Raw genomic sequence first — 12,348 nt, 5'->3', positions numbered from 1 at the left:
TCTGTTTGGGTTACGACTTAACCGCTTCGATGACGGCAGAGCCCAATTCATCAGGGTCGAATTTCGCGATAAACGAGTTGGCGCCCACGCGCTGCACCATGGCCTCGTTAAATACCCCACTTAAAGATGAATGCAATACTACATGAAGATCTTTTAAGCTCGCATTTTTTCGGATTTCAGTGGTGAGGGTGTAACCGTCCATTTCCGGCATCTCAATATCTGAAATCACCAATGCCAGCTGGCTATATATATTGCCTTCTGCTGCCATTTCTTTCAGTTTATCCAGTGCCTCTTTGCCATCTTGTACCAAGATAACATCATAACCGACACTTTCTACAGCGCGCTTCACTTGGCGACGCGCCACGCTCGAATCATCCGCGACCAGTACTTGGCTCGGAGCGCTTTCCTCGCGTTCTTGACGCTTAGAGAGCACCTCCTCACTGATTTCCTCATTCACGGGTGCAATTTCATTCAAGATTTTTTCAACATCCAGCACTTCCACCAACTCATTGTCAATTTCAGTGACAGCGGTCAAGTAGTGAGAACGGCCCGTGCCTTGAGGCGGAGGGAGGATTTTTTCCCAATTCATGTTCACGATACGCTCGACCGAACCAACTAAAAAGCCCTGCATCGAGCGGTTAAATTCAGAAATGATCACGAAACGATTTTCGGGATCCGGAATAGCTGGCCCGCCAGTTGCTAGGCTCATATCAATGACAGAGACTGTTTGACCACGAATGTGCGCGACCCCTTTCACTAAGGGATGTAAATTTGCCATCGCGGTTAACTTAGGGCACTGAAGAACTTCCTTTACTTTAAAGACGTTAATGCCAAAGCGTTGGTTTCTCATCAGGCGGAAAGTCAACAGCTCTAACCGGTTTTGTCCTACCAGCTGCGTGCGCTGGTTGACCGAATCAAGAACACCACCTGTCATAAGATAAACTCCATGTTGCCCCGTTTTTTATGTAGAGTAGCATGATAATAGTAGTGGGTTATTGCACTACTCTCGAGAAAGAAGGGAAAATTTCTTCTTTGGTCGTCATCAATGGTTTGGATCTATGTATCAGATATTACGTTTATTTATCGTCAGCTTATTAACAAGCTTTAGCGTAAGTATAGCCGCTGCGACGGTAAGTCAAATGGATGCGGTCAGAGAAGCGGCAGAACGACATGTCGAGTCTATCATTTCGGTGCCCAAAAACGGTGAGCTCGACATCACAGCCGGCAACCTTGACTCGAGATTACGCCTGACCGATTGCCCGCTGCCATTGGATACCGAAGTGCCAGGGCGACAACGTATGAATACCTCGGTAACGGTCATGGTCTCGTGTCCTCAAGATGACTGGCAGGTGTATATCCCTGTCCAAATTCGCTTAATGATCCCACTGGTCGTTGCCAAGCGCCCGCTAGATCGTGGCATGCCTCTTGCAGCGAGTGATATGACCATTCAAATGGTTGACAGTCGGTTTCAACGTGGCCAAACCTACACCAGTCCAGCGCGCCTAATAGGCTCGAAAGTAAAGAGAACGGTCGGGATTGGTCAGCCCATCAGCAGTAACGATGTGTGTGCCGTGTGTCGAAATGATGACGTTGTTATCACTGCACGTGGAAACGGACTCAATATTGTTGCAAAAGGTACGGCATTAAGTGACGGTGCTCTAGGAGAGCAAATAAAAGTCAAGAACGATAAATCCAATCGGATTGTCGATGCTACAATCTCGGCGGTGGGCGAAGTGACGGTAAATTTCTAATTTTTTCCGCCCAAATGCTAAAGTTAGCAAAAGGAATGCCGATACGCTGAGCAACGGACTCAAAAGCGACTGACAGTAAGGCGACGTTTATGGCGAGTATTGATCAACTACGTGGTAACCAGCAACCGCTGACCACAACCCGCAATAGCGGGAACCAGAATAAGACACAAGAGGCGCAAGGGAGCGCCGTGCGTGAACAGCAACGCACGACCAGTCAAGATGATGCAGTGTCGCTGAGCCATCAAAGCCGAGAGATCGGAAAAATGAATCAGCAAATGGCCTCTGAGCCGTATTTTGACAGTGCGAAAGTCGCTGAAATTAAACAAGCCATTGCCAATGGTTCGTATAAAGTCGATGCTGACAAACTCGCTGCCAATATGATGCGCTTTGAGAACGATTTGAACGACAGTTAATCTGGCGGGATAGTTTATGAGTCAAAATGCGCCCCTGTCCGTCCTTCTCGAGCAGCAGCTAGAGCGAGTTCAGTCGCTAAAAACGTTGCTCGAGCAAGAAGCTAAAACCATTGCCAGCCGGGTGTCGGAAGACATCGAAACCACCGCCAAACAAAAGCAAATCTTGGTGAATGAAATACAGCGTGCTGATAGCCAACTCGCACAGCACCCTGAGCGAGAAAAGCTTCAAGGCGACCCGCAATGCGTTGAGTACGTCAACACCATCCAACAGCACATTCAAGCCTGTAAGCAACAAAACGAGACCAATGGGATGGCGCTACAACGTGCAAGTTTAAGCATCCATCGGTTACGTAATTTGTTCCAAGAAAGCGGCGGCAAGTCAGAGCTGACTTATGACCATGACGGCAATGCGTCAGGCCGGAAAACCCTTGGCACAAATGTAAAAGCGTAGCTCGCGCTTTAGTATACGCCGAGCCACCTGACACTGCGCACTGACGTCTCCTTACTTAACCGCTTGAAATTGGTCGTAGCGCGTATGCCCACTGCGCGTGCCCCCTCCCAATGATACAACTCGATCTGTAAAACAACGCGGCTTAGCTGACCAATAACAGTTAATAAAAAAGCGAGCCGTCTGGCTCGCTGATTGCGCGGAAAAAAGGTGGATTAAAAGATAATATTTTCGTTACGGGGGATGTTTTGCGACTCGCCATAACGCTTCATTTTTTGCATCAAGTCTAAATCCAGCTCCAATTCGGTCACGTAGCTGTCACCGACTTTATAGCTTGCCACCACTTCGGCACCGCGGATAATCCCGTCGACAGCGCCTTGTGTGCTATCACGGCCAAGACTTTGATCCTCCACACGCGTACGACCACTGACTCGAAGCCCATACACCTGCTCACTGAGCTCTTTATATGCCTCGACTTTTGACGCTCGCATTGCACGTGTTTCACGCTCTTCTTGCGTGGCCCCTTGTTGAGCACTGATTGAAGCCATACCAACCGCAGAAATAACATTCTCCTCTTTCATCTTGGTCAGAGGCTGACACGCGGTTAAAGCCATCAGGGCGAAAAGGCAAAGTCCATGTTTTATTCTCATGAATCATCCTGTCTTGGTTAAGGCTTAAGAACGACTGTTTCACGCTTGATGCGGTTTTGATCATCACGAATAATGACGCCATCACGCATGCGCACTTTATAAAGCGTGTCAATATCTCGACCAATACGGTCTGCGGGTAAAAACCCTTGCGCAGAAGCGACCACAACACGCGACTCCATGCCAATAATACGCGCATTGACCAGTACACCTCCACCTTGTCGTAGCATGGTACCTGTCAAGATATAATCAATCTGCTGTTCGGGGTTTAACTCTTTCCAATCTCGGCTGATGGCAAAGTCCCCTTCTTCAGTGACACGAATAGCGCCGGTCGATTTGAAGTCTATGACGGTAAAGCCACGGCTTTGCATCTGATAGATCAACCCTTCGGTCACTGTATTGCCTAACCAGTTCGTTTCAGACATGTCTTGCAAGTCTACAAACGACGTGACCGCCAACGGGGTACGTGCGGTTAAGTAAGCGTTTGTCGCCAGTAATTCGTCGGCCATGCTATTTAAAAAATAGTCCAGCGTGTGGCGAGGACGCTGCTTGAGGAAGAACTCACTCCCCGAGTAGGGCTCTTTCCCGTTGTAAATAGGCGTATATGCACAGCCTGCTGTCAACAGCGCTAATACCGCCACTATCCACTTTTTCATCGTATCATGCTCCGCGATCAGTCATCGATGTGAGACAAGTGTCTTCTTAGAGTATCGGACAAGGACCACAAACCTTTACCTTGAATTGTCACCCTTGTGTTCCGGAACACAACTTGCATCAATCTCTCATGCGTCATGCTCTTGTTAGGGTTGCCACCCTACCTGTTATGTTAACGAAGCAATTTCCATACCTACTAAGTGAGAACTTGACTATGAAAACCCGTTTGGCGCGATTCGGCCTGCTTTTTTCTCTATTTATCACGCCGCTCACACAGGCAGCTTGGTATGAAGTGTCTGCCAGCTCGCCCATCCTTGAAAGCGAGCAAGCGGCACGCGTCCGCGCGTTAGAAGCCGCCACGTTCGATGCCATGCAGTTCTCCGGCGCCGATGTAGGCAGTTTGCAGCAAATCAAACGATTTCTTACCTCCGTTAAGCCCGGTTACCAGTTCAATGGTAGTGAAGTCCGCGAGATCTTAATTCTGGAAGAAGGCACTCAAGGTGGCAATTATGTGGTCAATGTGCGGGTGGATATCTATCCATCGGCAAATGCTTGCCACAAGACACAGTATAAGAAAGGAATGGTGATGACACGCTTTCCGATTGTGTCGCCTCAGCAAGCGGCCTTAGGAGGAATTTACCAATTTGGTGATGATTTTTCTGTGCTGCTTAGTCGAGAAGTCACTCAACACGGACAAAGCTTTGTTGGCCGTGGTATTGCGAATGTCGATGTTTCGCCAAACGCCCCGCAAGCTGTCGCGATGCTGGCGGAAGATAAAGATGCACAATTTGTCGTGACTGGAGCCATTACCGATCTCTCTGCGACCACAGACAGTGGCAGCTTCGGCCGCTCGCAAGACAATCGGCAATTGGCGGTCAATGTACAAGCAATGGACGCTGAAAGCGGTGAAGTCATTTTCCAGCGCCGCTATCGTGATGTTGCCAAATGGCCTTTTGAGCGCCATAGCCAAGTGGATACTCAAACCGCGCGTTTTTGGCAATCGCCTTACGGGCAAATGGCACGACGCATGAGTCGTAACATCTTGCTGGATTTAGAGTCGGCCTTATCCTGCCGCGCCAGCAAGCCTAAGATTGTGGCGCTAAAAGACAATATCGCACAAATCAACGTCGGCCGAATCAATGGGGTGAAACAGGGTGATCAGTTACAACTGTGGCATCTCGCTTCTTTCACTGATGATTTAGGAATTGTGCGCACGCAGCGCCGTAAAAGCGGAATGACATTAACCGTTGCGCGTGTTTATGAAAGCAGTGCCGAAGCGGTTATCCAACCCGACAGCTTGATAGGCAGCATTCAGATCGGTGATATTGTCACCAAAGGGATAAACTAAATTGAAACAGGCGCTTAAATCGCGCCTGTTTTTACGTATAATGGCTGCCCGCGCTCCCATAGCTCAACAGGATAGAGCAGTCGCCTCCTAAGCGACCGATCGGGGTTCGAGTCCCTGTGGGAGCGCCAGTAAACCATCATCACTTCCTGATTTAGTTGCTACTTACTGTTCTTTGCCTCATTTCATTTGGTGTTTGTTCAAAATATCCGAACATATCCATCAAACTCCGCTACTTATTATTCGGACGCCTCATCTTTATCATTGCTCTCAATCCGGCGAGCAACGCCAATATCCATCAATTTTTTCGAAGAGGCCCATTATGCGTCAACGTTTACACACTCTGCTTTCCACTCAATCAAGCTTTGCCCCCTTAGCTTTGCGCCTTCCTGTCGGGGTGATTTTGATCGCTCATGGCGCGCAAAAACTGTTTGGTTGGTTTGGCGGCTATGGCCTTGAAGGAACGGGGCAATGGATGGCATCGATTGGCCTTGAGCCTGGTGTACTAATGGCGTTGATGGCAGGTAGTGCGGAGTTTTTTGGCGGTATGCTGCTGTTGATTGGTCTATTGACGCGCCCTGCTGCGGCTGTCACTGCAATCACCATGCTGGTCGCGATTGTTACCGTGCACTGGGATAACGGCCTGTTTCTAAGCAACAACGGGTATGAGTTTGGATTGGCATTACTGGCTGCTGCCGTCTCATTGCTGTTCAGTGGGGCTGGCAATCTCTCTGTCGATAAAAAGCTCAGCCAGACAATGCGCTAACCGCTGCGACTGACCCAAGATACAAAAATGCCGCGTGTTCAACGCGGCATTTTTCGTGGCCAAAGGTTGGTTGATTAAACGTAAGTCACCCACGCCCAAAGGCTCAACATGGCCATCACGCCGGCAAGGATATCATCGAGCATGATCCCCAGCCCACCATGAACATGCTTGTCCAACCAACTGATAGGCCACGGCTTAATCATATCGAAGAGTCGAAACATCACGAAGCCCGCCAAGATAATCTGCCAGTCGGTGCTTGGCACCAATGCCATGGTGATCCAAAAGCCAACAAATTCATCCCACACAATCGCGCCGTGATCATGCACTTTCATATCCGCAGAGGTACGACCGCAAATCACAATCCCTGCAAGGCTACCGACAAGAATAGCTATCCATAAACCGACTGGCGCTGTGTAGGTAGCAAGTAGCCAATAAAAAGGCACCGCAAACAAGGTACCAACCGTCCCCGGCACCACCGGAGAGAGCCCGCTCCCCAGCCCAACGGCCAGCAAATGCAACGGGTTTTTAAGCGATAAACGCTGCTTAGGATCTGTCACTGTCCAACTCCTTAAAGTGATCCCATCCTGATAGCGTCCAGTCTAAGGGATTACCATCGGCCATCAATTGTAAAGACTGACTGCCATTAATTTGACCAATACAAGCGGCGGTGACCCCAGTGTGTTTCAGTGTTGTCTCTAACGTCCCGCGATACATTTCCGGTACGGTAAAGCACAATTCATATTCTTCGCCACTGGTTAAGGCAAGCTTTTGCGCGGTTTCACGGCTGTCCACATCCGCCAGTAACGCCTCCGACAGCGGCAGTTGGGTCACATCAATGGATGCCCCCACACCACTGGCTTTGAGAATATGCTGAATATCAGCCACCAGCCCATCAGAAATATCAATCGCCGCCGAAGCGATACCGCGTAAAGCTTGGCCTGCTGTTACGCGAGGCTGCGCGCGATAATGCCGATTAATCAATGTGGCCGCCCGTGCCTCATCAGTCACCGGCTTACCAAGGACATAGTTCAGTCCTGCTTGACTGTCCCCCAACGTACCGGTGACATATAACCAATCCCCAGGCTTCGCACCATCGCGCGTTAATGCCTGTCCATGAGGGACATGGCCATGCAAAGTCATGGTAATACTTTTGGGTCCACGCGTGGTATCACCGCCAATCAGCTGAACTTGAAAATATTCAGCAAGCGCAGAGAAACCTTGGCAAAATCCCGCCACCCACGCTTCGTCTGGTTCAGGTAACGTTAGCGCCAACGAGCACCAAGCAGGCATCGCTCCCATGGCTGCTAAATCGCTTAAATTCGATGCCAACGCTTTATGCGCGATATCGGAAGCACTGGCTGTAGCAAGAAAGTGGGTACCTTCTACCATGGTATCTGTGGTGATGGCGAGCTGACAGCCCTCGGGGACTTGGGTAATGGCACAGTCGTCACCAATGCCTAGCGCCACATCGCGGCGGCTCACTGGCTGACGAGCGAAATAATCGCGAATCAGATCAAATTCGTTGCGCGTCATAATGGCTTTCGTGGTATTGCATCTAAAAATAAAAAGGCCAGCGGGGCTGGCCTTGAAAGGGAGGTAATTAACGAAGTCGTGGGGCCGCTTTATCAAGCACACCATTCACAAACTTGTGGCTGTCTTCGGCGCCAAAACGCTTCGCCAGTTCCACCGCTTCATTAATCACGACTTTATACGGCACATCTTCACGTTTCACCAATTCGTACATCGCCAAACGCAGCAGTGCGTGCTCCATATCGTCCAAGTCTTGCAATGGACGAGACAAGTAAGGACGCATTTTGCTGTCTAGCTCTTGATGACTCAGTACCACGCCGCTAAACAGATTGCGGAAATATTCCACATCGGTTTCAGGCTCACGCAGAAGTGGCTCTGCGTCTTTGTGGTCGTCTTCTTCATACTTTTCGGCTGCAAGGAATTGTGCCTCAATATCTGCGATATTGCCTTGCGCCAGTTGCCATGAATAGATGGCTTGCAATGCAAATTGGCGTGCATTACGTCGTGCGGCTGGTTTCACTCTAACCCCCGTTTAGGATTCAATCTGGGACAGGACATTGACCATTTCAAGCGCGCTCAGTGCAGCCTCTGCCCCTTTATTACCAGCCTTGGTACCTGCGCGTTCGATGGCTTGCTCAATGGTGTCAACAGTCAGCACGCCAAAGGCGACTGGGGTTTCAAACTCCAGTGCAACCTGTGCTAACCCTTTATTACATTCTCCGGCCACATAGTCAAAGTGGGGCGTGCCACCGCGGATCACCGAACCTAGCGCCACAATCGCATCGTAGCGACCGCTTTTGGCTAGTTTCTGGGTCACCAAAGGCAACTCGTAGGCACCGGGACAGCGGACCACGGTAATATTATCTTCGCTGACTTGGCCTTGGCGCTTCAGTGCGTCGATCGCACCTGATAGTAAACTCTCGTTGATAAAGCTATTAAAGCGAGAGATAACAATAGCAACCTGCGCGTTGGGCGCGGCAAATGCACCTTCGATTACGTTCATGAGCCTTCCTGTGACTTGCTTTCCGGAATGAGAAACCGCGCGATTCTACCACATTTTTAGCGAATGGCACCATGTTCCGTGCCCGCCAACCCTGTCGCACATCGCGCAGCCTTGCTTGTTAGGTTATTCGGTGACGTATTCCACCACGTTCAACCCAAAGCCTGATAGTGCGTGATAGCGTTTCGTTGATGACGAAAGCAAACGCATTTGCTTAACGCCAAGGTCTGCCAAGATTTGCGAGCCAATGCCAACACGGCGTGACGTGCCTTGCCATTTGGCGCTAGCTGGCTGCTCGCCTTTATCTTGCGCTTCAAATGCTTTCACCTTATTGATAATGGCATCGCTGGTTTCTTCTTTCCCCAAAATCACCAACACACCACCGTCATGACTGATCCGTTGCATCGCACGGGTTAGGCTCCAGCTGCGCTCAGCCGTTCGGTCAGATTGAAGCACATCGGTAAAGGTATCTTGCAAGTGCACGCGAACCAAGGTCGGATCAGCGGTCACTTCGCCTTTACACATCGCATAGTGGATTTGGTTATCAATGGTGTCACGGTAGGTGACCAAATCAAACTCACCAAATTCGGTGGGCAATTTACAAGAGGCGACACGCTCAATGGTGGTTTCGTTAAGGTTTCGGTATTCAATCAAATCTGCAATGGTGCCCAACTTGATACCGTGCTTTTCACAAAACACTTCCAAATCAGGGCGACGCGCCATGGTGCCATCTTCGTTGAGGATTTCGACAATCACGGACGCAGGACTAAAGCCTCCTAAGCGGGCCAGATCACAGCCAGCCTCGGTGTGACCGGCACGGGTCAGAACACCACCCTCTTGTGCCATTAAGGGGAACACATGGCCCGGCTGAACTAAATCGGCAGCTTTCGCATTAGGCGCGACCGCAGCTTGTACGGTACGTGCACGATCGGCCGCAGAAATGCCGGTGGTCACCCCTTCCGCCGCTTCAATCGACACCGTGAAAGCAGTGGAAAATTGCGCGTTATTGTCAGACACCATCAAAGGTAATCCAAGCTGCTGACAGCGCTGTTGGGTCAGCGTTAAGCAAATCAAGCCCCGACCATGGGTGGCCATGAAATTGATAGCTTCTGGCGTGATCGCTTCGGCCGCAATGATCAAATCGCCTTCATTTTCGCGATCTTCGTCATCCATCAATACCACCATTTTACCTTGGCGGATATCGTCAATGATTTCTTGGGCACTACTTATTGCCATCTTGGATTCCTTATTTCAAAAAGCCGGAACGGGCCAGCGTATCAAGGCTGACTCCCGTTGATTGTGTGGGTTCAGCCGCCTTGTCACCGAGCATTAATCGCTCAAGATAACGGGCGATCACATCAACTTCGATGTTCACTTTGCGCCCAGGGGCAAACGTTTGAATCGTGGTTTGTTCAGCAGTATGCGGCACGATGGTGAGCTTAAATGCACTGCCATTGACATCGTTCACCGTCAGGCTAATCCCATCTACCGTGATCGAGCCTTTCAATGCCACATATTTGGCGAGCTCAGACGGTAATCTAATCCAGTATTCCCACGCGCGGCCGGTTTGGTTCACTGATGTCACTTCACCGAGGCCATCAACATGGCCTGCCACCATGTGGCCGCCAAATCGCGTGGTGGGTAGCATCGCCTTTTCAAGATTGACCTTGTCTCCGACCGACAAGTGCCCCAGTGATGAACGCGCAAGGGTTTCAGATGACACATCTGCGCTATAGCCCGTTGCGCTCAATGCTACCACGGTCAAGCACACCCCATTGGTGGCAATACTGTCACCCAGTTTGACATCACAGAGATCAAGCTCACCACTGTCGATAGTCAAAGTCATGTCTTGCCCGCGGCGAGTCAGGCGTTCTACTCGGCCTACAGCTTCGATAATTCCAGTAAACATCGTTATTCGTACTCTTGCGTGATCACGGCATGCTCAGAGAGCATGGCGGTTAAGCGAACATCGTCACCGATCCTCGTCACGTGATTAAAGTGAAAGCGCGGTGCATCGTCCATCCGTTGCATCCCATCTAAAGCAACCAAGGGGCGACTATCGCCCCCTAACAAGACGGGGGCTTGGTAAACAATCAGTTCATCGACTAACGATTCAGTGAGAAGCTGACCCGCTAGCCTTGCGCCCGCTTCGACCCACACTTTGTCAATGTCATGTTCCGCCAATGCGCGAAGGATAGCGGTGAGTGACGCATCGGGCATTACCCATTCTTGCACGTTATCCGGCCACGCATGATTACTCGGTGAATCAACAATACGGATCACATCACCGTCAAGCTGATAGACGGTTGCATCCGGTGAAGTTTTATTGTCTCTATCTAGCACAACACGTGTCGGTTGGCGCACAGTCGATTGCGGATAAGCATCAAGTGTGGCTCGAGGAAGTTGGCTTTGGCGTACATTGAGGCTGGGGTTATCGGCCAATACCGTGGCGCTGGTCGATAAAATGGCACTGGCTTGAGCACGAAACGCTTGCACATCGGCGCGTGCGGGCTCACCGGTGATCCATTTACTTTGGCCATTGGCTAAGGCGGTCCGGCCATCGAGGCTCCCTGCCAGCTTAAGCTGTACATACGGCATTTGGGTGAGCATTCGCTTAATGAAGCCGGGGTTTAGCGCCTTAGCCTGCTCCGCCATCACACCGACGACCACCTCAATACCTGCTTCTTGTAAGCGCGCAATGCCTCTCCCTGCCACTTGAGGATTGGGATCTTGCATGGCACACACTACGCGACTGACGTTAGCGGCAATTAAGGCATCGCAACACGGTGGCGTGCGACCATAGTGAGAGCAAGGCTCTAAGGTGACATAAGCTGTCGCCCCTTGTGCACGTTTCCCCGCCGCCTTTAAAGCGTGTACCTCGGCATGTGGCCCGCCGGGAGCAAGATGAAACCCTTCACCAACAATGTCGTCACCATGCGCAATCACACAGCCCACATTGGGATTCGGGGTCGTGGTAAAGCGCCCTTGAGCGGCAAGCGCGAGTGCGCGCGCCATCATGGTGTTATCGCGTTGGTTGTTACTCATTTTTGCAGCCGTGCAATTTCTTCACCGAACTCACGAATATCTTCAAAGCTGTGATAGACAGAGGCAAAACGGATATACGCCACTTTATCGAGCTCTTTGAGGGCTTCCATCACTAAGTTACCAACCGAGGCTGAGCTAATCTCTCGCTCACCGGTCGCGCGAAGGCGTGATTTAATGCTATTGATCGCTTTTTCAATATCGTCCGCACTGACAGGCCGTTTTTCCAGTGCGCGCTGAATGCCACCGCGCAGCTTTTCTTCGTCAAAAGGCTCACGATTACCATTGGTTTTGATGATGCGTGGCATCACCAGCTCTGCCGTTTCGAACGTGGTATAGCGTTCTGCGCACGCCAAACACTGGCGACGACGACGAACTTGATGGCCATCGGCGACGAGTCGAGAATCGATCACTTTGGTGTCGGTTGCACCACAGAATGGACAGTGCATGGGGCTAGCCTCCTCAATATCATCCCGTTAGTGTAACCGATTTGCGATTATGAAAAAGCCTGCAAACGGCGAGTTTGTAACGATTCTGTGCGCAAAGCTGATTTCGCTAAGAATCGGTGGCTAACCACGCACATCGAGTGAGTGTGAGGCGTCGACGCCCTCATCCCTCTCACATACCGTCATACTGCTTGAAAAAAAAAAAAAAAAACAGACAATAAAGAAAAAAACCATAACAACGAGAAATAAGTGACTAAACAGTGACTACGTAAGAGAAAAAATGTGAGAAGAGAGCAGAAGAACATA

Annotated in this window: 16 protein-coding genes and 1 tRNA gene; 6 read left to right on the top strand and 11 right to left on the bottom strand. The window is 50.5% G+C overall.

Annotation, left to right across the window (positions count from 1 at the left end):
* Positions 1–10 precede the first annotated feature (10 nt).
* Positions 11–934, bottom strand: coding sequence for a chemotaxis protein CheV (locus tag BGK46_RS10960; protein WP_069589291.1), 924 nt, complete (start codon positions 932–934; stop codon positions 11–13).
* 124 nt (positions 935–1,058) lie between these two features.
* On the opposite strand from BGK46_RS10960, the gene flgA reads away from it, so the two are divergent.
* The 3 genes from flgA (at position 1,059) to BGK46_RS10945 (ending at position 2,615) form a co-directional block, all read left to right on the top strand.
* Positions 1,059–1,751: a flagellar basal body P-ring formation chaperone FlgA gene (gene flgA / locus BGK46_RS10955; protein WP_069589289.1), complete on the top strand. Its 693-nt coding sequence runs from the start codon at positions 1,059–1,061 to the stop codon at positions 1,749–1,751.
* Between the two features lie 89 nt (positions 1,752–1,840).
* Positions 1,841–2,164: a flagellar biosynthesis anti-sigma factor FlgM gene (gene flgM / locus BGK46_RS10950; protein ID WP_069589288.1), complete on the top strand. Its 324-nt coding sequence runs from the start codon at positions 1,841–1,843 to the stop codon at positions 2,162–2,164.
* Between the two features lie 16 nt (positions 2,165–2,180).
* Entirely contained in the window at positions 2,181–2,615 is a 435-nt protein-coding gene (locus BGK46_RS10945; RefSeq protein WP_069589287.1) for a flagella synthesis protein FlgN, read from the top strand.
* A gap of 212 nt (positions 2,616–2,827) precedes the next feature.
* Here BGK46_RS10945 and BGK46_RS10940 read toward each other — a convergent pair whose 3' ends face one another.
* Positions 2,828–3,262 (bottom strand): LPP20 family lipoprotein, encoded by a 435-nt coding sequence (locus BGK46_RS10940; RefSeq protein WP_139130768.1) that lies wholly within the window; start codon positions 3,260–3,262, stop codon positions 2,828–2,830.
* Positions 3,263–3,279: 17 nt separating this feature from the next.
* On the bottom strand, positions 3,280–3,915 hold the full coding sequence (locus tag BGK46_RS10935) for a FlgO family outer membrane protein (protein ID WP_069589286.1): 636 nt from the start codon (positions 3,913–3,915) through the stop codon (positions 3,280–3,282).
* 212 nt (positions 3,916–4,127) lie between these two features.
* Between BGK46_RS10935 and BGK46_RS10930 the strand changes: the two genes are divergently transcribed.
* The 3 genes from BGK46_RS10930 (at position 4,128) to BGK46_RS10920 (ending at position 6,024) form a co-directional block, all read left to right on the top strand.
* Positions 4,128–5,261, top strand: coding sequence for a flagella assembly protein FlgT (locus BGK46_RS10930; protein WP_069589284.1), 1,134 nt, complete (start codon positions 4,128–4,130; stop codon positions 5,259–5,261).
* 52 nt (positions 5,262–5,313) lie between these two features.
* Positions 5,314–5,389, top strand: a tRNA-Arg gene (locus BGK46_RS10925).
* A 191-nt stretch (positions 5,390–5,580) separates the two neighbouring features.
* Positions 5,581–6,024: a DoxX family protein gene (locus BGK46_RS10920; RefSeq protein ID WP_069589283.1), complete on the top strand. Its 444-nt coding sequence runs from the start codon at positions 5,581–5,583 to the stop codon at positions 6,022–6,024.
* A gap of 74 nt (positions 6,025–6,098) precedes the next feature.
* Here BGK46_RS10920 and BGK46_RS10915 read toward each other — a convergent pair whose 3' ends face one another.
* The 8 genes from BGK46_RS10915 to nrdR all read right to left on the bottom strand — a co-directional run bounded on the left by BGK46_RS10915 (position 6,099) and on the right by nrdR (position 12,045).
* Positions 6,099–6,581: a phosphatidylglycerophosphatase A gene (locus tag BGK46_RS10915; protein ID WP_069589281.1), complete on the bottom strand. Its 483-nt coding sequence runs from the start codon at positions 6,579–6,581 to the stop codon at positions 6,099–6,101.
* Positions 6,568–7,557, bottom strand: coding sequence for a thiamine-phosphate kinase (gene thiL / locus BGK46_RS10910; RefSeq protein WP_069589280.1), 990 nt, complete (start codon positions 7,555–7,557; stop codon positions 6,568–6,570). The genes BGK46_RS10915 and thiL overlap by 14 nt, the downstream gene beginning before the upstream one ends.
* Before the next feature lie 67 nt (positions 7,558–7,624).
* Positions 7,625–8,074, bottom strand: a complete 450-nt coding sequence (nusB, locus tag BGK46_RS10905) for a transcription antitermination factor NusB (protein WP_069589278.1) — start codon at positions 8,072–8,074, stop codon at positions 7,625–7,627.
* Positions 8,075–8,086: 12 nt separating this feature from the next.
* Complete coding sequence (gene ribH, locus BGK46_RS10900; protein ID WP_069589277.1) at positions 8,087–8,557, bottom strand: 6,7-dimethyl-8-ribityllumazine synthase; 471 nt, start codon at positions 8,555–8,557, stop codon at positions 8,087–8,089.
* Between the two features lie 123 nt (positions 8,558–8,680).
* On the bottom strand, positions 8,681–9,790 hold the full coding sequence (ribBA, locus tag BGK46_RS10895; RefSeq protein WP_069589276.1) for a bifunctional 3,4-dihydroxy-2-butanone-4-phosphate synthase/GTP cyclohydrolase II: 1,110 nt from the start codon (positions 9,788–9,790) through the stop codon (positions 8,681–8,683).
* Positions 9,791–9,800: 10 nt separating this feature from the next.
* On the bottom strand, positions 9,801–10,463 hold the full coding sequence (locus BGK46_RS10890; protein WP_069589274.1) for a riboflavin synthase: 663 nt from the start codon (positions 10,461–10,463) through the stop codon (positions 9,801–9,803).
* Positions 10,464–10,465: 2 nt separating this feature from the next.
* A complete protein-coding gene (gene ribD, locus BGK46_RS10885) occupies positions 10,466–11,599 on the bottom strand; it encodes a bifunctional diaminohydroxyphosphoribosylaminopyrimidine deaminase/5-amino-6-(5-phosphoribosylamino)uracil reductase RibD (RefSeq protein WP_069589273.1) in 1,134 nt (377 codons plus the stop codon).
* Complete coding sequence (gene nrdR / locus BGK46_RS10880; protein ID WP_069589271.1) at positions 11,596–12,045, bottom strand: transcriptional regulator NrdR; 450 nt, start codon at positions 12,043–12,045, stop codon at positions 11,596–11,598. The genes ribD and nrdR overlap by 4 nt, the downstream gene beginning before the upstream one ends.
* Between the last annotated feature and the right edge of the window lie 303 nt (positions 12,046–12,348).

It is taken from the genome of Salinivibrio sp. SS2, from assembly GCF_001722075.1.
In the GTDB taxonomy this organism is placed as follows: Bacteria; Pseudomonadota; Gammaproteobacteria; order Enterobacterales; family Vibrionaceae; genus Salinivibrio; species Salinivibrio proteolyticus.
The sequence above is the reverse complement of the archived record's forward strand: the minus strand, read 5'-3'. Positions and strand labels throughout refer to the sequence as shown.